We start from the raw sequence: 21,585 nt of genomic DNA on the forward strand, positions 1-21,585 counted from the left end.
CGACGGTGCAGGCGAAGGTGAAAGTGAAAGGCCGTTCCTGACGGCATCCGGCGCGCCCCGTCGAACGGGCGCGCCGTCGGCTTTTGGCAAGGAGATTCGAACGATGTCCTATACGGAGACGATCGGTCCGCGCACGTACCGCTTCGCGGACCTGAAGACGCTGCTCGCGAAGGCGAGCCCGCTGCGTTCCGGCGATCAGCTCGCCGGCGTCGCGGCGGCGAGCGAGGAGGAGCGCGTCGCCGCGAAGATCGCGCTCGCGGGCGTGCCGCTGAAGGCGTTCCTGAACGAAGCCGTGATCCCGTATGAACACGACGAGGTCACGCGCCTCATCGTCGACGATCACGACGCGCAGGCGTTCGCGGACATCTCGCATCTCACCGTCGGCGATTTCCGCAACTGGCTGCTGTCGCCCGCGGCCGACGGCGCCGCGCTCGAACGGATCGCGCCGGGCCTCACGCCCGAGATGGTCGCGGCCGTGTCGAAGCTGATGCGCAACCAGGACCTGATCGCGGCCGCGCGCAAGCGCCGCGTGGTCACGCGCTTTCGCAACACGGTCGGGCTGGCCGGCCGGATGTCGGTGCGGCTGCAGCCGAACCACCCGACCGACGACGTGAAGGGCATCGCCGCATCGATGCTCGACGGGCTGATGTACGGCTGCGGCGACGCGATGATCGGCATCAACCCGGCCACCGACAGCCTCGCGGCGATCGTGAAGCTGCTCGCGATGATCGACGGTTTCCGCGAACGCTACGGCGTGCCGACCCAGTCGTGCGTACTCACGCACGTGACCAACACGATCGCGGCGATCGAGAAGGGCGCGCCGGTCGATCTCGTGTTCCAGTCGATCGCGGGCACCGAGAAGGCGAACGCGAGCTTCGGGATCTCGCTCGCGCTGCTCGGCGAGGCGCGCGAAGCCGCGCTGTCGCTCAAGCGCGGCACGGTCGGCAACAATCTCATGTACTTCGAGACCGGCCAGGGCAGCGCGCTGTCGGCGAACGCGCACCACGGCGTCGACCAGCAGACCTGCGAGGTGCGGGCGTATGCGGTCGCGCGCAAGTTCGAGCCGTTCCTCGTGAACACGGTGGTCGGCTTCATCGGGCCCGAATACCTGTACGACGGCAAGCAGATCATCCGCGCGGGGCTCGAGGATCACTTCTGCGGCAAGCTGCTCGGCGTGCCGATGGGCTGCGACATCTGCTACACGAACCACGCGGAAGCCGACCAGGACGACATGGACACGCTGCTGACGCTGCTGGGCGCGGCCGGCATCAACTTCATCATGGGGATTCCGGGCGCGGACGACGTGATGCTGAACTACCAGAGCACGTCGTTCCACGACCAGCTCTACGTGCGCGAGGTGCTCGGCCTGCGCCGCGCGCCCGAGTTCGAGGAATGGCTGGAGACGATGGAGATCGCCGACGCGCACGGCGCGCTGCGCGCGGCGACGGCACGCGTGCCGCTGCTCGCGGGCGCGAACGACTGGATGGGGGTGTCCGCATGAGCGACGCCGTCGAGAAGAACCCGTGGGCGCAGCTGAAGTCGTTCACGAACGCGCGGATCGCGCTCGGTCGCGCGGGCAACAGCCTGCCGACCGCGCCGCTGCTGGCCTTCAACCTGTCGCATGCGCAGGCGCGCGACGCGGTGCACCAGCCGCTCGACGCGGACGCGCTGCGGCGCGAGATCGAGGCGGCCGGCCTGCTGCCGACGCTCGGCGTGCAGAGCGCCGCGCCGGACCGCGATCATTACCTGCGCCGGCCCGATCTCGGCCGCAAGCTGTCCGACGACAGCCGCGGGCTGCTGGCCGGCTACGGGGCGGCGCTCGACGAGGCGCCCGATGTCGTGTTCGCGGTCGGCGACGGGCTGTCTGCGTTCGCGGCCGCGAAGCAGGCGCTGCCGCTGTTGCAGGCCGTGCGGCCGCGGCTCGACGCGGACGGCTGGCGGATCGGCCCGGTGGTGGTCGCGACGCAGGCGCGTGTCGCGCTCGGCGACGAGATCGGCGAGCTGCTGCGCGCGAAGGTGGTCGCGATGCTGATCGGCGAACGCCCCGGGCTGAGCTCGCCGGACAGCCTCGGCGTGTATCTGACGTGGGCGCCGAAGGTCGGCTGTCACGACGCGCTGCGCAACTGCATTTCGAACGTGCGGCCCGAAGGGCTGCCGCACGCGGCCGCCGCGCACAAGCTGCATTACCTGATGACGCATGCGCGCCGCCTCGGGCTGACGGGCGTCGGGCTGAAGGACGACAGCGACGCGCTGCCGCCGCCGGCCGAAGCGGAGCGGATCGGCGCGGCGTGACAGCGCGACTGTGCCGGATTGGGACGGACGATAACTTAGTCGTAGATGACGGTGGGTATGTATCAGACAGACGAGTTTTAATCCAACGAATTTACTCGCGCTAACGACGTGCCGTGCACTTGCATTTCATGCACACGTTGTATCCCGAGGGCTAAATTCCTGACCAAGTCTCGACATAGGGCCGAGTCTACTCGGTAGAAGGTTTTGATACGTGATATCCACGTTAAATTCGGTACAAATTTTTAGCTGTTCGACTAGCTCCGGGCGGTGAGCGCCGGGAATGTAGAGATGAATTACTTTGCGTCGATCCGGGTAGTAACTCGAGTATGCAAGTACTTGTCCGAGAGCATGCTTCCATTTGACGAAGCTTTTTACTTCTATAACCGCGGTAGGAAGGAGCAGATCGACGTAGCCAACCCGGGTATGAACTTCGGCTTGAGCAGTGGGGTTTCGTACGGATAACACGTCTCGGACAGCGCATTCAAGCCCGCGATCTCGTGGGACATATTTGCGGTATCGGTCGGCAATCTCCGGTGTAGCGAAGTAGTAGTCATGCTTATGGCGCACTTTGCTGTTCAAGCCTGCGTCATGAAGTTGCCCGAAGCGTTCAATGAGTTGATCGCCAATTCGAATTTCTTGTTTTCCACGAGAGAGAAGCTCGAATACGCCGCCTCGCCCCAACTGGCGGCCGGTGTATAGCCATCGAGAGGGGTGAATTGTCAGAAGGCCTTCCCGGGCTTTTTGCTCGTGTATGGCATACAGATCGATCATATCCACAGCGCTAATCATCCTCGCTTTGCTGACTCACTAGTCTTGAGTTGCTCATCATCCGACTACCTGAACAGCCGCTCGCACAGGAAATCGACGAACACGCGCAGCTTCGGCGACAACTGCCGGCTCGACGGCCACACGATCGAGAACTGCCCCGGCGCGATCCGGTAATCGTCGAGCACGGTGACGAGCGCGCCGTGTTCGAGCGCGTCGCGCGCGAGGAAGTCGGGCATGTAGCCGATGCCGAGCCCCGCGAGCACGGCGCCGCGCAGCGCCTCCATGTTGTTGCAGGTCATCGCGGTGCGCAGCGCGAGCGGCGTGCCGTCGTCGGCCGCGAGCGCCCAGTCCTGCAGCTTGCCGGTGGTCGGGAAGCAATAGCGCACGCAGTCGTGCGCTTCGAGCTCGCGCGGCGTGCGCGGCGTGCCGGCCTGCGCGAGATACGCGGGCGTCGCGCACAGCACGAACGCGAACGGACCGAGCCGCCGCGACATCAGGCTCGAATCGGACAGCGGGCCGCTGCGGATCACCGCGTCGAAGCCGCCTTCGACCACGTCGACCATCCGGTCGTTGAAATCGAGATCGAGTTCGACGTCCGGATAGCGCTGCCGGAATTCGGGCAGCACCGGCAGCAGGAAGCGGTAGCCGATCACCGGCAGGCTCACGCGCAACTTGCCGCGCGGGCGCTGCGCGGACGCCGTCACGGTCGCCTCCGCGTCGCGGAAATCCTCGAGGATGCGCTGGCAGCGCTCGTAGAAATGCCGCCCCTCTTCGGTGAGCGTCACGCGCCGCGTCGTGCGGTTGAACAGCCGTACGCCGAGCGACTGCTCCATTTTCGCGATGGTCTTGCCGACCGCGGACGCCGAGATGCCGAGCGCGCGGCCGGCCGCGACGAAGCTCAGCGCTTCGGCGGTGCGCACGAACGCGACGATGCCGGTGAGGTTTTCCATCTTTCCATCGAATCGAAGGACGTGCGGCGACGCACGCTGGCAGAGGTATTGCGGAATTTTAGTCCGTTATATGCGGAGCTTCGCGTGGTTTTTCGCGGATTGAATCCGATTTATCGTCTGTCGCTCCGATGGCGCATCCGCGCCGGCTTTTCGAGGAGCGATGATGGATCACCCTGTTTCGGCCAATTCGGCGCTGGCGGCGCGCCGGCGCGCGTGGGTGCTGGCCGCCGTCTGCATGGCCACCGTCGCGTTGCCGCTGTCGTTTTCAGGCGGCGCGGTCGCGACGCCGGCGATCGGCCGCGACCTGCACGGCAGCCCGGTCGCGATGAACTGGATCACCAACGCGTTCATGCTCGCGTTCGGCAGCTTCCTGATGGCGTCGGGCGCGCTCGCCGACCAGTTCGGCCGCAAGCGCCTGTTTGCCATCGGGGTCGGCGGCTTCACGCTGATGTCGGTCGCGCTCGCGTTCGCGCCGTCGATGCTCGCGGTCGATCTGCTGCGCGCCGCCCAAGGGCTCGCGGCGGCCGCGGCGCTGGCCGGCGGCACGGCCGCGCTCGCGCAGGAGTTCGACGGCGCGGCGCGCACGCGCGCATTCAGCCTGCTCGGCACGACGTTCGGGGTCGGGCTCGCGTTCGGGCCCGTGCTCGCCGGCGGCCTGATCGGGCATTACGGCTGGCGCGCGATCTTCGTGACGAGCGCGGTGGCCGGCGTGCTGTCGCTCGCGTTCGGGCTGCCGCGCATGCACGAGTCGCGCGATCCGCACGCGACGGGGCTCGATTGGCCCGGCACGGCCGCGTTCACGGCCGCACTGACGCTGTTCACGTTCGGCGTGATCGAGGCGCCCGCGCGCGGCTGGTCGAGTCCGCTCGTGATCGCGCTGCTGGCCGGCGCGGCGCTCGGCGCGTGCGCGTTCGTGACGATCGAGACGCGCGTCGCGCGGCCGATGCTCGACCTGTCGCTGTTCCGCATCGCGCGCTTCGTCGGCGTGCAGGTGCTGCCGGTGTCGACCTGCTGCTGCTACATCGTGCTGCTCGTCGTGCTGCCGCTGCGCTTCATCGGTATCGACGGCTTCAGCGAGATCGACGCGGGCTGGCTGATGCTCGCGATCTCCGCGCCGATGCTGGTGGTGCCGCTCGGCGCGGCGACGCTCACGCGCTGGCTGTCGGCCGGCGTGATTTCCGGGCTCGGGCTGCTGATCGCGGCGGCCGGGCTCGTCTGGCTCGGCATCGCGCTGCGCGGCGGCGCGGGGCCGGCGGCGATCGCGCCGATGCTCGCGATCGGCGTCGGCGCCGGCATGCCGTGGGGGCTGATGGACGGGCTGTCGGTGAGCGTCGTGCCGAAAGCGCGCGCGGGGATGGCGACGGGCATTTTCAGCACGACGCGCGTGGCCGGCGAGGGGATCGCGCTGGCGATCGTCGGCGCGGTGCTGGCCGCGCTCGCGCAAGCGGGGCTGGCGCACGCGGCAGGGGCGGCCGGCACGCCGGACGCGACGCTGCGGGCCGCCGCGCGGCTCGCGACCGGCGATCTCGCGGGCGCGGCTGCCGCGTTGCCGGGCGTCGGTCGCGCGGCGTTGATCGCGAGCTACACGCACGCGTTCGATCGGCTGCTGGCCGGGCTGGCCGTCGTCACGGTGCTGTGCGCGGCGGTGGTGTTCGGGTTTCTCGGCGGGCGGCCGGCCGCCGACGGAGACGAGGCGGGCGATGAAACGGACGACGAGGCGGGAGGCCGCGCGTTCACCGATGCGTCGGCGCGCAGCAGCCGGATCGAACCGGCCTGTGCGGAGACGCACGGGCGGTGAGCGTTGTATCGTGGCGCTTCGGCGCTTCGGCGCTTCGGCGCTTCGGCGCTTCGGCGCTTCGGCGCTTCGGCGCTTCGGCGCTTCGGCACTTCGGCACTTCGGTGCATCGTGCATCGGTGCTTCGGGCCATCGGCACGTCGGCACGTCGGCACGTCGGCGCTTCGATGCCTCGGGTCATCGGCGCTTCGGCACCTCGACATTCCAGTAGGCGCAGCCGCCCGCATGGTCCGTCGGTCAGCGCTTCACCCGCTGCGCGTCACGCCAGCACGAGCGGCGGCAGGGCCGCATCCGCGCGCGCCTGCGCGCACGCCACATCGATCACCAGATAGCGCAACGCATCCGGCCACAGGCGCGCGTGCCGCTGCGCATCCTCGTCGAGCGTCGCGCGGCCCTGCACGAGCCAGGTCGTCCGACGCACGAAATCGACGAACAGCAGCGCGATGGCCGGATTCACGAGCAGGTTGCCGATCGTGTTGAGCAGGTTGTTGCCTGCGAAGTCGGGCAGCACCAGCGTGCGGCGGTCCGGGATATCGACGAGCGGCGCGAACGAACCGTCGGCGCGCGGCTGGCGGCCGCGGTAAGAACAGTCGGCGTTGCCGGCCGCGTCGGCGGTCGCGACGATCAGGAAAGCCTGCTCGCGGATGAAGGCGATGGCATCGTCGGTCAGGGGGCCGCGATCGGTCATGGTGTCGGTCGGCGTGTGCGCCGTGCGTGGGGATCCGCGATTCGCACGCAAGCGACATGCCACGCGGCGCGGCGCGCATTCGCGGCAACGCACCGCCGCCCACTGTGGAAATTCCGAACACCGGCCACCTCGCTGCGCAACCGCGGTGTTCAGAATCGGTACACCTGCCGTGTTGCGTGCGTGAACACCGCACGGAGCGACGCGCGCCGGCCGCGATCGACGTGCGCCCGTTCCGTTTGGCACGCATGTTGCGTAAACGGGACCAGCGCATTCCAACCGGCGCTGTACTCACACAAGCACGATGAACAGGAGACATGTATGAACCCGTTTGACCTGAAGCAACTGGGCCTCGACGTCGAATACCCGTACCGCCAGCAATACGACAACTACATCGGCGGCAAGTGGGTGGCGCCCGTGAAGGGCGAGTATTTCGAGAACGTGTCGCCGATCAACGGCCAGCCGTTCTGCCGCGTGCCGCGCTCCGGCGCCGACGACATCGAGCTGGCGCTCGACGCCGCGCATGCGGCGCGCCGCAAGTGGGGCAAGACGTCGGTCGCCGAGCGCGCGAACCTGTTGCTCGCCGCCGCCGACCGGATGGAAAAGAACCTGAAGCTGCTGGCCGTGGCCGAGACGATCGACAACGGCAAGCCGCTGCGCGAGACGATGGCGGCCGACCTGCCGCTCGCGATCGACCACTTCCGCTATTTCGCGGGCTGCATTCGCGCGCAGGAAGGCGGCATCTCCGAAATCGACGACAACACCGTCGCGTACCACTTCCACGAGCCGCTCGGCGTGGTCGGCCAGATCATCCCGTGGAACTTCCCGCTGCTGATGGCCGCGTGGAAGCTCGCGCCGGCGCTCGCGGCCGGCTGCTGCGTCGTGATGAAGCCGGCCGAGCAGACGCCCGCGTCGGTGCTCGTGCTGATGGAACTGATCGGCGACCTGTTCCCGGCCGGCGCGATCAACATCGTGAACGGCTTCGGCAAGGAAGCGGGCGAAGCGCTCGCGACCAGCAAGCGGATCGCGAAGATCGCGTTCACGGGCTCGACGCCGGTCGGCAAGCACATCCTGCGCGCGGCGGCCGACAGCCTGATTCCGTCGACGGTCGAACTGGGCGGCAAGAGCCCGAACATCTTCTTCGCCGACGTGCTCGACCAGGACGACGCGTTCCTCGACAAGGCGCTCGAAGGGCTCGCGATGTTCGCGCTGAACCAGGGCGAAGTGTGCACGTGCCCGTCGCGGATCCTGATCCAGGAATCGATCTACGAACGCTTCATCGAGAAGGCCGTCGCACGCGTCGAGCGCATCAAGTCCGGCCACCCGCTCGACCTGCAGACGATGATCGGCGCGCAGGCGTCGCAGCAGCAGCTCGACAAGATCCTGTCGTACATCGACATCGGCCGAGGCGAGGGCGCGCAATGCCTGACCGGCGGCGAGCGCACGGCGCCGGCCGCCGAACTCGGCACCGGCTATTACGTGAAACCGACGATGCTGCTCGGCAACAACAAGATGCGCGTGTTCCAGGAAGAAATCTTCGGGCCGGTCGCGTCGGTGATGACGTTCAAGGACGAGCAGGAAGCGATCGAACTCGCGAACGACACGTTCTACGGGCTCGGCGCCGGCGTATGGACGCGCAACGGCACGCGTGCGTACCGGATGGGCCGCGAGGTCGAGGCCGGCCGCGTGTGGACCAACTGCTACCACCTGTACCCCGCGCATGCGGCGTTCGGCGGCTACAAGCAGTCGGGCATCGGTCGCGAGACGCACAAGATGGCGCTGTCGAACTATCAGCAGACGAAGTGCCTGCTGGTCAGCTACCAGGCCGAGGCGCTCGGGTTCTTCTGATCGCCGCTGCCGCGGCGGCGTGCCGGAGCCGGTCGGCCCGGCACGCCGCCCGGTTCGATTTCCCTGTTCGACGGCCGGCGCCGGTCGCGTTTCCGGCGGCCGGCGCCGGCCACGCTGCCGGCCGTCGCGCATGCGCGACGGCACGGTGCACCGATGCATGTGACGACTCCCGGCATGGCAGAACCGCCCCGATCCTTTCCGCGTCACCCGGTATTCCATCCGGGCGAACTCGACGCGCAACACCGCTTCGGCGTCGCCGACGAAGCCGAGCGAATGAGCGACGCCGTGACCACGCGGCTGAGCATCGGCGTACGGCAGTTCGTCGAATCGCAACCGTTCATGTTCGTCGGCACGGCGTCCGGCGCGGGTGCGTCGATGACCTGCGACATCGTGCAGAGCCGGCGCAGCGAGCACGGCGATCTGCTGCCGGTGGTGCGCGTGATCGATACGAAGACGCTGCGGTTCGCGTTGCCCGCCGCGCATGACGGCGACGGCGGCTGGATCGACGCGGCCGCCTGCGACGGCAGCGGGGTCGGATTGCTGTTCGTCGATTTCGTGCGCGGCCTGCGCTACCGGATCAACGGTCGCACCACGCTGCGCGCCGATTTGCCGGAAGCGGACGCGGCGCCGTGGGCGGCGGGCAGCGCGATCGTCGAACTGGCGATCGCGCAGGCATACGGCAATTGCGGCACGCGGGTCGTGCGGCTGAAGCCGGCCCGGTAGCCGGCGTCCGGGCGTCGGCATCCGGGCGTCGGCATCCGGCTCGGGCGGCGGCACGCATGCGCGGTCGCCGCGCGGATCGCACCGGCGGCGTGCGCGACGTGCCGCCTTCGGGTGCGCCCGCATGGCGCGCATTGGCCGGACAGCGTGGAATGGCGGGGCGCGCCGGGCCGTGCGGTTCGGCACGGGACTTGCGTGATACGCAGGGTTCCGCGCAGGTGAGGGAGGACACGATGGATCAACACGTGGCGTGTACGGAAGAACCGACCGCCGAAGACACGCGGCGCAGCGCGCAGGGCGACGACGCGTTCGCCGGGCAGGCCGTCGTCAGCGTCGCGCACGATGCGGACGAGCAGGCGCGCAACCTGATCGGCTGGCGGCAGACCTACGACCAGCTCGCGGCCGGCCGTTTCGTCGGCACGCTGACCGAGCTGCCGCTCGACACGATGAAGCTGTTTCGCGAATCGACCAGCCACCTGCTGCGCCAGGCGTGCGAAGTGCGCGGCGACGCGTACTGGTTCGGCATCCCGCTCGTGTGCGACGGCTCGGCACGCATCGATGCGTGCCGCATCGGCCCCGGCGCACTCGCATTCCGGCCCGGCAACGTCGAATTCGAACTCGTGACGCCTGCGCAGTTCTCGATCTACGGCGTCGTCGTGCGCGGCGACGTGCTGCGTCGCTATGCGGAGGAAGTGGAGCATCGCGCGCTCGACGAGCGGCTGTTCACGCAGCGCGTGATGCAGGTCGGCGACGCGCGGCTCGCGCGCCTGTGCGCGCTGCTCGGCCGCCGGCTCGACGGTGCGGTGGCGATGGCCGGCCCGCTGCCCGATGCGCAGCGCGACGACCTGCAGGCCGAAGTGCTGGCCGCGCTGTTCGACGCGTGCGCGCAGCCGGCCGACGACGGCAGCGGCAGCGCGCCGTCGACGCGCCGCTGGCTCGTCGACCAGGCGCGCGACTACGTGCTCGCGCATCGCACGCGCCCGGTCGGCGTGCCCGAGCTGTGCGAGCAGTTGCACGTGAGCCGGCGCACGCTGCAGTACTGCTTCCAGGACGTACTCGGGATGGCGCCCGCGACCTACCTGCGCACGCTGCGGCTGAACGGCGCGCGGCGCGACCTGTGCGGGCGCGCGGCCGGCTCGGTGCAGGACGTCGCGGAGGCATGGGGCTTCTGGCATCTCAGCCAGTTCGCGACCGATTACCGGCGCCTGTTCGGCAAGCGGCCGTCGGAGACGCTGCGCGATCGCGCGTGAGACGCTCGGCACGGTGTGCCGGGCGCCCGGTGTGGCGCTCGCGGCGGGGACTGGCGTCGGGCGCGCTGCCGATTCGATCGTTCCGCTCGCCGCCGCGCCGGCTTCGCTCAGATGGCCGCTGCCGCCGCGTCGCGCGGCGCGGGCCACGCCAGCGCGTCCCAGTCGATTGCGCGGTAAGCGGCTTCGACCGCCGCCAGATCGTCCGGCCGCTCGCTGCGATGCAGCCCGTGCAATTCGGCCGGCACGTCGAGCGTGACCGGCACGCAGTGCGGATAGTCGCGCACGCGCGATGCCGGCCCGATCGTCGTGAAGCACGCGAGCGTCGGCACGTCGAAACCGTCGGCGAGATGCACGGCCGCCGTGTCCGGCGCGAACAGCAGGCTCGCGCCCTTGATCCACGCGATGAAGCGCGCGGTGTCGGTCGCGTCGCGGCTCACGTCCACGTAGGCGGGATGCGCGAGCGGGCCGAAGCCGACCACCGGCAGCCCGTAACGCTGCGCGAGCCGCTCCACGAACCCGATGCACAGCGCGGGCGGCACGCTGCGCACCGCGGTGCTCGCATTCGGGCAGAACAGCACGTACGGCCGCTGCCACGCGGCCGGCAGCGCGGGCAGCGGCAGCCGCGCGAGCCAGCGGTTGCGCTTTGCAGCGGCCGGCACCGCGGCCGGATCGACGCCGAGCGCGTCGAGGAAGAAATCGATCATGGGCAGCCGCGCGAATGCGGGCCAGTACAGGTGATTGCCGACGTCGATGCAGTGCGCGTCGGCGGGCAGCGCGTCGGCCGCGCACGGCAGCGTGCGTGACGGCGCGACGACGTCGGCCGCGAGCGCGTACAGCGCGTCGACATAGCGCGGCGCGCGCGCCGGCCGGTACAGCGTGAAGCGCAGGTCCGCATGGGCCGCGCGCAGCGCGGCGAGGGCCGTCAGCCCGATCACCGAGTCGCCGAGCGTGACGCCCATCCCGTTGATCACGTGCACGTGCCGCGCGTCGCCGTAATCGAGGCGGAACGGCCGGTGGGCCGCGTGCAGCAGGCCGAGCGCCGGCGCGGCCGGCACGTGGCCTTCGGCGTGCGTGTCGCCGTGCTCGAGGTCGTACGGCGCGACGAGCATGCCGTCGGGCGCGAGCAGCGTGCCGGGGCAGGTCAGCGCGTCGTCGGGCGACAGCGCGGCGACGGGCGGCGCGGTGCGCATGTCCATCGTCATGCGCTACGCGCGCGGCGGCCCTGCTCGCGGATCTGCTCGAGCGTCGCGGCGGGCGTGCTGGCGTCCTGCGGGATGCGGATCTCGATCACCGCGGGCAACCCGCAGGTCAGCGCGCGCTCGAGCGCGGGCGCGAAATCGGCGGTGCGCTCGACCGTCTCGCCATGCGCGCCGAACGCACGTGCATACGCGGCGAAATCCGGGTTCGTGAGTCCCGTGCCGTGCACGCGCCCCGGGTAGTTGCGCTCCTGATGCATGCGGATCGTGCCGAAATGGCCGTTGTTGACGACGATCGCCACGATGTTCAGCCCGTATTGCATCGCGGTCGCGAGCTCGTTGCCGGCCATCATGAAGCAGCCGTCGCCGGCGAGCGCGACGACGGCGCGCTGCGGATACAGCGACTTCGCGGCGAGCGCGGCCGGCAGTCCGTAGCCCATCGCGCCGCTCGTCGGCGCGAGCTGCGAACGGAAGTGCCGGTACGCGAAGTGGCGATGCAGCCAGATCGCATAGTTGCCCGCGCCATTGGTCAGGATCGCGTCGTGCGGCAGGCGCTCGCGCAACTGCACCATCACGTCGCCGAGTTGCACGTCGCCGGGCATCGGCAGCGGCGCATGCCATTCGCGGTACGCGCGGTGCGCGTCGGCGGCCGCGCCGGCCCACGCGGGCCGCTCGGGCGGCTCGAGCGCGGCCAGCGGCGCGGCGATCTCGGGCATGCCGGAGACGATCGGCAGGTCGGCGGCGTACACGCGGCCGAGTTCGTCCGCGCCCTGATGCACGTGGATCAGCGTCTGGCGCGTCTTCGGGATGTCGAGCAGCGTGTAGCCGCCGGTCGTCGCTTCGCCGAGGCGCGGCCCGATCACGAGCAGCAGGTCGGCATCGCGGATGCGTTTCGCGAGCGCGGGGTTGATCCCGAGCCCGACGTCGCCCGCGTAGTTCGGGTGTGCGTTGTCGATCGTGTCCTGGTAGCGGAACGCGCACGCGACCGGCAATTGCCAGCGTTCGACGAAGGTGCGCAGGTTCGCGCAGGCGTCGGGCGTCCAGCCGCTGCCGCCGACGATCGCGAACGGCCGTTCCGCGCGCGCGAGCCGTTCGCGCAGCTCGTCGATCTGCGCGGCCGACGGCGCCGCCGCGATGCGTTTCGCAGCCGGCACGACGGGCTGCGGTGCGCACGCGTCGGACAGCACGTCCTCCGGCAACGCGAGCACGACCGGGCCGGGCCGGCCGGACGTCGCGACGTGGAACGCGTGGCTCAGGTATTCGGGGATGCGGCGCGGATCGTCGATCTGCGCGACCCATTTCGCCATCTGGCCGAACATCCGGCGGTAGTCGATTTCCTGGAAGGCTTCGCGGTCGAGGTGCTCGCGTGCGCACTGACCGACGAACAGGATCATCGGCGTCGAATCCTGGAACGCGGTGTGCACGCCGATCGACGCATGCGTCGCGCCCGGCCCGCGCGTGACGAACGCGATGCCGGGGCGGCCGGTCAGCTTGCCGACCGCTTCGGCCATGTTCGCGGCGGCCGCCTCGTGGCGGCAGACGACCGTCTGGATGCGGGCGGTGTCGTCCGCCAGCGCATCGAGCACGGCGAGGAAACTCTCGCCCGGCACGCAGAACACGCGTTCGACGTGATTGGCGAGCAACGCATCGACGAGCAGTCGCGCACCGGTGGTGGCGCGCGGCTCGAGATCCTTGGAATGCGACATGGGCAGCCGTCTCCCTTGGGTAGCGGGACGTACAGCTTACGCCGGTTGGCCGAGCGCCGGTACGCCGGCCGCCGAAAAGTGCCGGAACGCTGGGCGGGTCGGCCAGCTTGTGCGCGTTCGTGCGACGGCGGAAAGTGAGTGCCATGGATGTTGAGCCCGACGCCGAATCGGCATGTCGGCGTTCAGCGGGGGCGTTGACGCTCACGTATCGAGCGGAACGCCATCGGGAGGCTTATGTACACACATGGATTTACATCTTCGCCCGCATCGGATAATGTACATACAATGTACATCCGAGCGGAGATCGACATGCATACCACGAGGGTATTCAGGAACGGCAACTCGCAGGCCGTGCGAATTCCGGCGGACCTCGCCTATGAACGCAGCGACATCGAACTGGAAATCGAGCGCGTCGGTGACGAAATCCGGATTCGGCCGATGCGGCGGCCGCTGACGCAGGTACTGCAGAAATTCGCGAAATTCGGGCCGGACTTCATGGCCGAAGGGCGCGGCGATCAGGAGCAGGCCGAACGCGAGGGATTGTGATGCCGCGCTTCATGCTCGACACCAACATGTGCATCTATCTGATGAAGCATCAGCCGGAGCAGGTCGCGAAACGATTCGCGCAGTGCTACACGGGCGACGTCGTCATGTCGGCGATCACCTATGCGGAGCTCGAGTACGGCGTGACCGCATGTGCGAGTCCGGCCCGGGAGCGCCGCCATCTCGCCGCATTGATCGAGGATATTCCCGTCGCGCCGTTCGACGCCGCGGCCGCGCAAGCGTATGGCCCGATCCGCGACGCCACCCGCGAGCGGAAGAAGGATCACCTCGACAAACTGATCGCCGCGCATGCGGTGTCGCTCGATGTCGTCCTCGTGACCAACAACGAGCGGGATTTCGTCAGCTATCCGGGGCTGCGACTGGAGAACTGGCTGAACGACTAGCGTCGGGCGCCGTGCCGGCGGCAATGCGGGATATCGGTCCATCCCGCGTCGCCGCCGGGGTCGGCATCAGCATTCGACGATATTCACCGCGAGCCCGCCGCGCGACGTTTCCTTGTACTTCGTCTTCATGTCGGCGCCCGTCTCGCGCATCGTCTTGATCACCGAGTCGAGCGACACGTAATGCGAGCCGTCGCCGCGCAGCGCCATGCGCGCCGCGTTGACGGCCTTCACCGACGCCATCGCGTTGCGCTCGATGCACGGGATCTGCACCATCCCGCCCACCGGGTCGCAGGTCAGGCCCAGGTTGTGTTCCATCCCGATCTCGGCCGCGTTCTCGACCTGCTGCGGCGTGCCGCCGAGCACGGCCGCCAGCGCGCCGGCCGCCATCGAGCACGCGACACCCACTTCACCCTGGCAACCGACTTCCGCGCCCGAGATCGACGCGTTGAGCTTGTAGAGGATGCCGATCGCGGCGGCCGTCAGCAGGAAGTCGATCACGCCCTGTTCGTTCGCGCCGGGCGTGAAACGCGTGTAGTAATGCAGCACGGCCGGGATGATGCCGGCCGCGCCGTTGGTCGGCGCGGTGACGACGCGGCCGCCGGCCGCGTTTTCCTCGTTGACCGCGATCGCGTACAGGTTGATCCAGTCGATCATCGACAGCGGGTCCTGCAGCGCGCGCTCCGGGCTGCCGGTCAGCGTGCGGTACAGCTGCGGCGCGCGGCGCTTGACCTGGAACGGGCCGGGCAGGTTGCCGTCGGCATCGGGATGGCCGATCCCGCAGCCGCGCGACACGCACGACTGCATCACGGCCCAGATCTTCAGCAGCCCGTCGCGCGTTTCTTCCTCGGTGTGCCATGCGCGCTCGTTTTCCCACATCAGTTGCGCGATCGACTTGCCGGTCGATGCGGTCAGCGCGAGCAGCTCCGCGCCGGTGCGAAACGGGTGCGTCATCTGCTCGGCCGCGCTCAGTACCTTGGTGTTCGGCGCGCCGGCCGTCACGACGAAGCCGCCGCCGACCGACAGGTAAGTGCGCTCGACCAGCACCGCGCCGTTCGCGTCGCTCGCGCGCAGCTTCATCCCGTTCGGATGTTCGGGCAGCGCCTGGCGGTAGAACGCGATGTTGTCCTTCAGCACGAACGGCACCGGATGCGTGCCGAGCAGCGCGAGCTGCTTCGTTTTGCGGACGTCTTCCAGCCGCGCGTCGATCGTGTCGGGATCCACGGTGTCGGGCGCGTCGCCGAGCAGGCCGAGCATCACGCCGCGGTCGGTGCCGTGGCCCTTGCCGGTGGCGCCGAGCGAGCCGTACAGCTCGACCTTCACGTGGGCCGTCGCGTCGAGCAGCCCGTCGCGCTCGAGGCCCTGGACGAACATCAGCGCCGCGCGCATCGGTCCGACCGTGTGCGAACTGGACGGACCGATGCCGATCTTGAAGAGGTCAAACACGCTGACTGCCATTTCGATACCTGCCTTGCGATAAGAATGAAGCTAGCGCGCCTGCAATGGCAGGCACGCGGCGAGCCATGCGGGCGGCGTTGGGGAAAGCTGCTGCGCGACGCGGGCATAGCGCCCGTCGAGCCGCGCGGCCAGATGAAAGAGTTCGGTGGCGTTTTTCGGGTCCCACTGCCCCGTGTAACCCGGCAGGCCGGCCTCGCGGCGCTTCGCGTCGAACGGCACCGGCGAATTCACGAATTCCTCGTGCGTTTTCTCGCCGAGCGCATACGGCACGAGCCAGTCGAGCGCGGCCGCGAGCGTCGCGCCGTTCGCGCCGCGCTCGCGCAGCCAGTTGCGGTTGAAGCGGCGCGCGGCGAGCGCGGCCGTCACCAGCGGCTGCAAATCGTAGACCGCGTAATGCAGCGCATCGCGTTCCTCGAAATCCCAGGTCTTGCCGTCCGGGCCGATGTTGTCGGCGAGATGTTCGACGAACAGCCGCTGCGCGGCGTTCATCATCTTGCGGTCGCCGAGCGTGAACGCGGACAGCGCGATCAGCTTGATCCGGTGGCTCTGCCAGTTGTTGCGCCAGGTGCCGGTGAGCGGGCGCTTCTGCGCGTCGACCTGCGCGACATAGCCGGCGCCGAGCTTGGCGATGAACGCGGCCGCCGCGTTGCGCGTCTTCACCGGCAGCGCGCTCGCGGTCATGTCGTACGCGACGATCAGGCTCTCGAAGCGCGTCTCGTCGATCGGGTTGAAGCTCGGCTGATAGGTCGAGACCCACGCGGACAGGAAGCGGTCGACGAGTTGCAGGTAGCGCGGCGCGTTCGTCACGCGCCACGCGAGCGCCGCATCGCGCATCAGGTCCATGTCCTTGAGCGCGGCGGCGCTCTGGTCGTAGATGCCTTCGTGCGGCAGCGTGCCTTCGGTGTGCACGCGCGCCATCGCCTTCGGCTGCTCGCCGATGCGTGCGTCGACGCTGCGGATCAGCGCCTGCACGCCTGGCTCGGCCTGCGTCGTCTCGCTCGCCTGCAGCGCCGGCGCCGCGCAGAAATTCATCGCCGCGTGCGCACGGCCGGACATGCCGAGGCCGGCGGCGGCCAGCGACAGCGACGCGACGAGCATCGGCACGGAACGGCCTGCGCGCGTGCGCGGCCGCCGCTCTGTTGCACCATGGCCCGGAAACATCGGACGCACCATGCGGAACTCCTTCATTGGCTGGATCGCGTGTGATGTTAGCCGGATTGGCGGATGAACGTGAACCGGTCGGCCCGACGAACGCAAAAACCGCACGCAACCGGGGTTGCGTGCGGTGCGGTCACCGTCGGTCGGCTCCGGGCGTGACGCGCGTTATGCGTAGTCCGACACCGGCACGCACGAGCAGAACAGGTTGCGGTCGCCGTACGCGTTGTCCGCGCGGCCGACCGGCGGCCAGTACTTGTTCGTGCCGAGCGATGCGACCGGGTACGCGGCCTGCTCGCGCGAGTACGCATGCGGCCATTCGTTCGCGGTGACGACGGCGGCCGTGTGCGGCGCGTGACGCAGCGGGTTGTCCTCGCGATCGGCGCGGCCTTCCTCGACCGCGCGGATTTCCTCGCGGATCGCGATCATCGCGGCGATGAAGCGGTCGAGTTCTTCCTGCGATTCCGATTCGGTCGGCTCGACCATCAGCGTGCCCGGCACCGGGAAGCTCATCGTCGGCGCGTGGAAGCCGTAGTCCATCAGGCGCTTCGCGACGTCGTCGACGCTGATGCCGCTCGTTTCCTTGATCGGCCGCAGGTCGAGAATGCACTCGTGCGCGACCAGCCCGCCCGGGCCCGAATACAGCACCGGGTAGTGCGGCGCGAGGCGCTTCGCGATGTAGTTCGCGTTGAGGATCGCGGTTTCGGTCGCGGCGGTCAGGTTCTTCGCGCCCATCATCGCGATGTACATCCACGAGATCGGCAGGATCGACGCCGAGCCGTACGGCGCGGCCGACACCGCGCCGATGCCTTCCTCGCCGCGCGCGTAGCCGGTCGAGCGCTGGTTCGGCAGGAACTTCGCGAGGTGCGCGCCGACCGCGACCGGGCCGACGCCCGGGCCGCCGCCGCCGTGCGGGATGCAGAAGGTCTTGTGCAGGTTCAGGTGCGACACGTCGCCGCCGAACTGGCCCGGCGCGGTCAGGCCGACCATCGCGTTCATGTTCGCGCCGTCGACGTACACCTGGCCGCCGTGCGCGTGGACGATCTCGCAGATCTCGCGGACGTTCTGCTCGAAGACGCCGTGCGTCGACGGATACGTGATCATGATCGCCGCGAGGTTCTTCGAGTGCTGCTCGGCCTTCGCCTTCAGGTCGGCGATGTCGACGTTGCCCTGCGCGTCGCACGCGACGACCACGACCTTCATGCCGGCCATGTGCGCGGACGCCGGGTTCGTGCCGTGCGCGGACGCCGGGATCAGGCACACGTCGCGATGGCCTTCGCCGCGCGATGCGTGGTACGCGTGGATGATCAGCAGGCCCGCGTACTCGCCCTGCGAGCCCGCATTCGGTTGCAGCGACACGGCCGCGTAGCCGGTGGCCGCGACGAGCATCTGTTCGAGCTGGTCGATCATCTCGCGGTAGCCGACGGTCTGCTCGGCCGGCGCGAACGGGTGGATGCGGCCGAACTCGGGCCACGTGACGGGCAGCATTTCCGACGTCGCGTTCAGCTTCATCGTGCACGAGCCGAGCGGGATCATCGAGCGGTCGAGCGCGAGATCCTTGTCCGACAGGCTGCGCAGGTAGCGCAGCATTTCGGTTTCGGAATGATGGCGGTTGAACACGTGGTGCGTCAGGTACGCGCTCGTGCGCTCGAGGCCGGCCGGCAATGCGGCGACGCCGTCGAGACCCGCGTCCAGCGCATCGACGGCCGGCGCGGTGCCGCCCGCGGCCTGCGCGAACACGTCGAGGAGATCGGCGAGGTCGTCGCGCGTCGTCGTTTCGTCGACCGACACGCCGACTTGCGTGTCGCTCACGCGGCGCAGGTTGATGCGCTTGCTCTTCGCGAATGCGTGGACTTGCGCGGTGCGCGCGCCGGTATCGATCGTCAGCGTGTCGAAGAACGTGTCGTTGACGGTCGCGAAGCCGAGCTGCTTCACGCCGGCGGCCAGCAGCGCCGCGATGCGGTTCACGCGCAGCGCGATCGTCTTCAGGCCGTGCGGGCCGTGGTAGACCGCGTACATGCTCGCCATGATCGCGAGCAGCGCCTGCGCGGTACACACGTTCGACGTGGCCTTCTCGCGGCGGATGTGCTGTTCGCGCGTCTGCAGCGCGAGGCGCAGCGCGGGCTTGCCCTGCGCGTCGACGGTCACGCCGACGAGGCGGCCCGGCATCTGGCGCTTGAATTCGTCGCGCACCGCGAGATACGCGGCGTGCGGGCCGCCGAAGCCCATCGGCACGCCGAAGCGCTGCGTGTTGCCGACCGCGACGTCCGCACCCCATTCGCCGGGCGGCGTCAGCACGGTGAGCGCGAGCAGGTCGGCCGCGACGACCACGTGGCCGCCGGCCGCGTGGATCGCTTCGGTGAGCGCGCGGTAGTCGCGCACGTCGCCGTTCACGCCCGGGTACTGCAGCAGCACGCCGAACGCGTTTGCCTGCGCGGCGTCGGCGGCCGGGCCCGTCTTGACCTCGATGCCGACCGGCAGCGCGCGCGTGCGGATCACTTCAAGGGTTTGCGGCAGCACGTCGTCGGCGACGTAGAACACGTTCGACTTCGGCTTGCCGGTGCGCTGCAGCAGCGTCATCGCTTCGGCCGCGGCGGTGGCTTCATCCAGCAGCGAGGCATTCGAGATCGCGAGACCCGTGAGGTCGGCCACCATCTGCTGGAAGTTCAGGAGCGCCTCGAGGCGGCCCTGGGAAATTTCGGGCTGGTACGGCGTGTAGGCCGTGTACCACGCCGGATTTTCGAGCACGTTGCGCAGGATCACGGCCGGCGTGTGCGTGTCGTGGTAGCCCTGGCCGATATACGAGCGGAACACCTGGTTCTTGTCCGCGAGCGCACGCAGCGCGGCGAGGGCTTCGGCCTCGCTCTTCGGCTGCGCGAAGGGCCCAAGCGGCAGCGTTTCGGCGCGGCGGATCGACGCGGGGATCACGGCGTCGATCAGGGCGGCGCGCGACGCGAAGCCGAGCGTGTCGAGCATGGCCTGCTGGCTGGCGGCGTCGGGGCCGATGTGGCGTTCGGCGAACGCGTCGTGCGTTTCGAGCGCGGCGAGCGAGAGGGGCGTGCGGTTCATCAGGCGGTCCGGGTGTTCGAGCTTCATGGCGTGACTCTGGTCCCGCGCGGGCCGAGGCCGGCGCCGCGCGGTTCGGGTAGGGAAATTAGTCGATCAGCTTGCTGTAGGCGTCGGCGTCGATCAGCTTGTCGGTCGACGCGCCGGCCGCGAGCTTGATCTTGAAGAGCCACACGCCGTACGCGTCGCTGTTCACGCCTTCCGGTGCATCGGTGGCCGCTTCGTTGACTTCGACGATTTCGCCGGACACCGGCGAGTAGATGTCGGATGCCGCCTTCACCGATTCGACGACGCCGACGGCGTCACCCGCCGTCACCGACTTGCCGACTTCGGGCAGCTCGAGGAAGACGATGTCGCCGAGCGTGCTCTGCGCGTGATCGGTGATGCCGACCGTCAGCGTGCCGTCGGCTTCGGTGCGGATCCACTCGTGTTCGTCGGTGTACTTCAGATCGGCCGGGACGTTGCTCATCGGATGCTCCTGGATAAAAAGGTGTGTTCGTTCTGCTGGCGCGCCGCCATGGTGCGCCGGATGGGGTTGCGCCGGGCGCCATCTCCCGGCTTGCCGGGAGGCGGCCCCGGCCGCTTCTCGGTCGTTACGCAGCGAGGACCTTGCCGTTGCGCACGAACGGCAGTTTTACCACGCGCGCGGGAAGATTCTTGTCTCGAATTTGCACCTGGACGGTGTCGCCGATCTGGACGGCCGTCGGCACGCGCGCGAACGCGATCGATTCCTGCATCGACGGCGAGAACGTGCCGCTCGTGATCTCGCCTTCGCCGTGCGGCGTGACGACCTTCTGGTGCGCGCGCAGCACGCCGCCCGCCTTGCCGTTTTCCTTCTGCAGGATCAGGCCGACGAACGCGGCGCGCGTGCCGTTGGCTTCCAGTGCGGCGCGGCCGACGAAGTCGCGCGGCGCGCTGAGGTCGACCGTCCAGGCGAGGCCCGCGTCGAGCGGGGAGACGGTATCGTCCATGTCCTGGCCGTACAGGTTCATGCCGGCCTCGAGGCGCAGCGTGTCGCGCGCGCCGAGCCCGCACGGGCGCACGCCGTTTTGCTGCAGCGCATTCCACAGCGCTACGACGTGCACGGCCGGGACGATCACTTCGAAGCCGTCTTCGCCGGTGTAGCCGGTGCGCGCGACGGTGAGATCGCCGAACGGCGTGCCGGCGACCTGCGCGGCGTTGAACGGCTTGAGCTCGCCGGTGGCGGCGCGTGCGGACGGCACCGTCGCCCAGACCTTTTCGCGGGCGTTCGGGCCCTGAACGGCGACGATCGCGAAATCGCGGCGCGGCGCGATCGTCAGGCCGTAGCCGCCTTGCTCGTTCAGCTGGTTGAACCACGCGATGTCCTTCTCGGCGGTGCCGGCGTTGACGACCACGCGGAAGAATTCTTCGGTGAAGTAATAGACGATCAGATCGTCGATGACGCCGCCCTGCGGGTTGAGCAGGCACGAGTAGAGCGCCTTGCCGGGCGTCTTGAGCTTGCCGACGTGGTTCGCGATCGCATGCTCGAAGAACGCGCGCACGCGGCTGCCGGTGAAATCGACGACGCACATGTGCGACACGTCGAACATGCCGGCGTCGGTGCGCACGGCCGCGTGTTCTTCGATCTGCGAGCCGTAGTTGACGGGCATGTCCCAGCCGCCGAAGTCGACCATGCGGGCATTGAGCGCGCGGTGCGCGGCGTTGAGCGGGGTGTGATTCAGTGCAGTCATCGAGGCCTCAGGCAAGGCGCTTGCGCGCGGATCAGAACGG

17 protein-coding genes and 1 pseudogene are annotated in these 21,585 nt (G+C 69.0%); 8 read left to right on the plus strand and 10 right to left on the minus strand.

Annotated features, from left to right (window positions below; genetic code table 11):
* Nucleotides 1-103 precede the first annotated feature (103 nt).
* Nucleotides 104-1,501, plus strand: coding sequence for an ethanolamine ammonia-lyase subunit EutB (locus WT53_RS02050; RefSeq protein ID WP_034209625.1), 1,398 nt, complete (start codon nt 104-106; stop codon nt 1,499-1,501).
* The gene (eutC, locus tag WT53_RS02055) at nt 1,498-2,292 is read left to right on the plus strand and encodes an ethanolamine ammonia-lyase subunit EutC (protein ID WP_060258301.1); all 795 of its coding nucleotides are present in this window, start codon (nt 1,498-1,500) and stop codon (nt 2,290-2,292) included. Before WT53_RS02050 ends, eutC begins: the two co-directional genes overlap by 4 nt.
* 126 nt (nt 2,293-2,418) lie before the next feature.
* Here eutC and WT53_RS33305 read toward each other — a convergent pair whose 3' ends face one another.
* Together WT53_RS33305 and WT53_RS02060 are read right to left on the minus strand one after the other, a co-directional pair.
* Complete coding sequence (locus tag WT53_RS33305) at nt 2,419-3,069, minus strand: hypothetical protein (RefSeq protein WP_155294516.1); 651 nt, start codon at nt 3,067-3,069, stop codon at nt 2,419-2,421.
* A gap of 56 nt (nt 3,070-3,125) precedes the next feature.
* Nucleotides 3,126-4,010 (minus strand): LysR family transcriptional regulator, encoded by an 885-nt coding sequence (locus WT53_RS02060; protein WP_034209623.1) that lies wholly within the window; start codon nt 4,008-4,010, stop codon nt 3,126-3,128.
* Nucleotides 4,011-4,173: 163 nt separating this feature from the next.
* On the opposite strand from WT53_RS02060, the gene WT53_RS02065 reads away from it, so the two are divergent.
* Nucleotides 4,174-5,808, plus strand: a complete 1,635-nt coding sequence (locus WT53_RS02065; RefSeq protein ID WP_060258304.1) for an MFS transporter — start codon at nt 4,174-4,176, stop codon at nt 5,806-5,808.
* Nucleotides 5,809-6,064: 256 nt separating this feature from the next.
* Here the strand turns inward: WT53_RS02065 and WT53_RS02070 are convergent.
* Nucleotides 6,065-6,649, minus strand: a pseudogene (locus tag WT53_RS02070) (pyridoxamine 5'-phosphate oxidase family protein).
* 162 nt (nt 6,650-6,811) lie between these two features.
* Here WT53_RS02070 and WT53_RS02075 point away from each other — a divergent pair.
* The 3 genes from WT53_RS02075 to WT53_RS02085 all read left to right on the plus strand — a co-directional run bounded on the left by WT53_RS02075 (nt 6,812) and on the right by WT53_RS02085 (nt 10,308).
* Nucleotides 6,812-8,338, plus strand: coding sequence for an aldehyde dehydrogenase family protein (locus tag WT53_RS02075; RefSeq protein WP_034209620.1), 1,527 nt, complete (start codon nt 6,812-6,814; stop codon nt 8,336-8,338).
* A gap of 174 nt (nt 8,339-8,512) precedes the next feature.
* On the plus strand, nt 8,513-9,061 hold the full coding sequence (locus WT53_RS02080; protein ID WP_034209619.1) for a hypothetical protein: 549 nt from the start codon (nt 8,513-8,515) through the stop codon (nt 9,059-9,061).
* A 230-nt stretch (nt 9,062-9,291) separates the two neighbouring features.
* Entirely contained in the window at nt 9,292-10,308 is a 1,017-nt protein-coding gene (locus tag WT53_RS02085; protein ID WP_034209618.1) for a helix-turn-helix domain-containing protein, read from the plus strand.
* Nucleotides 10,309-10,415: 107 nt separating this feature from the next.
* Here the strand turns inward: WT53_RS02085 and WT53_RS02090 are convergent, their stop codons facing one another.
* Nucleotides 10,416-11,510, minus strand: coding sequence for an ADP-heptose--LPS heptosyltransferase (locus WT53_RS02090; RefSeq protein WP_034209617.1), 1,095 nt, complete (start codon nt 11,508-11,510; stop codon nt 10,416-10,418).
* Nucleotides 11,507-13,210 (minus strand): thiamine pyrophosphate-binding protein, encoded by a 1,704-nt coding sequence (locus WT53_RS02095; RefSeq protein ID WP_034209616.1) that lies wholly within the window; start codon nt 13,208-13,210, stop codon nt 11,507-11,509. Before WT53_RS02095 ends, WT53_RS02090 begins: the two co-directional genes overlap by 4 nt.
* Before the next feature lie 309 nt (nt 13,211-13,519).
* On the opposite strand from WT53_RS02095, the gene vapB reads away from it, so the two are divergent.
* Nucleotides 13,520-13,756: a type II toxin-antitoxin system VapB family antitoxin gene (gene vapB, locus WT53_RS02100; protein ID WP_034209858.1), complete on the plus strand. Its 237-nt coding sequence runs from the start codon at nt 13,520-13,522 to the stop codon at nt 13,754-13,756.
* The gene (locus WT53_RS02105; RefSeq protein WP_034209615.1) at nt 13,756-14,157 is read left to right on the plus strand and encodes a type II toxin-antitoxin system VapC family toxin; all 402 of its coding nucleotides are present in this window, start codon (nt 13,756-13,758) and stop codon (nt 14,155-14,157) included. Before vapB ends, WT53_RS02105 begins: the two co-directional genes overlap by 1 nt.
* Nucleotides 14,158-14,223: 66 nt before the next feature.
* On the opposite strand, the gene WT53_RS02110 is transcribed toward WT53_RS02105, so the two are convergent.
* From WT53_RS02110 to gcvT, 5 genes are all read right to left on the minus strand, one after another.
* Nucleotides 14,224-15,612, minus strand: a complete 1,389-nt coding sequence (locus tag WT53_RS02110; protein ID WP_034209614.1) for an L-serine ammonia-lyase — start codon at nt 15,610-15,612, stop codon at nt 14,224-14,226.
* A gap of 30 nt (nt 15,613-15,642) precedes the next feature.
* Nucleotides 15,643-16,785, minus strand: coding sequence for an alginate lyase family protein (locus WT53_RS02115; RefSeq protein WP_034209613.1), 1,143 nt, complete (start codon nt 16,783-16,785; stop codon nt 15,643-15,645).
* A 150-nt stretch (nt 16,786-16,935) separates the two neighbouring features.
* Nucleotides 16,936-19,863, minus strand: coding sequence for an aminomethyl-transferring glycine dehydrogenase (gene gcvP / locus WT53_RS02120; protein ID WP_034209612.1), 2,928 nt, complete (start codon nt 19,861-19,863; stop codon nt 16,936-16,938).
* A 58-nt stretch (nt 19,864-19,921) separates the two neighbouring features.
* A complete protein-coding gene (gene gcvH / locus WT53_RS02125) occupies nt 19,922-20,302 on the minus strand; it encodes a glycine cleavage system protein GcvH (protein ID WP_034209611.1) in 381 nt (126 codons plus the stop codon).
* Nucleotides 20,303-20,426: 124 nt separating this feature from the next.
* Complete coding sequence (gene gcvT, locus WT53_RS02130; protein ID WP_034209610.1) at nt 20,427-21,545, minus strand: glycine cleavage system aminomethyltransferase GcvT; 1,119 nt, start codon at nt 21,543-21,545, stop codon at nt 20,427-20,429.
* Nucleotides 21,546-21,585 lie beyond the last annotated feature (40 nt).

The sequence above is a fragment of the Burkholderia sp. MSMB2157WGS genome, from assembly GCF_001532755.1.
Classification (GTDB): Bacteria; Pseudomonadota; Gammaproteobacteria; order Burkholderiales; family Burkholderiaceae; genus Burkholderia.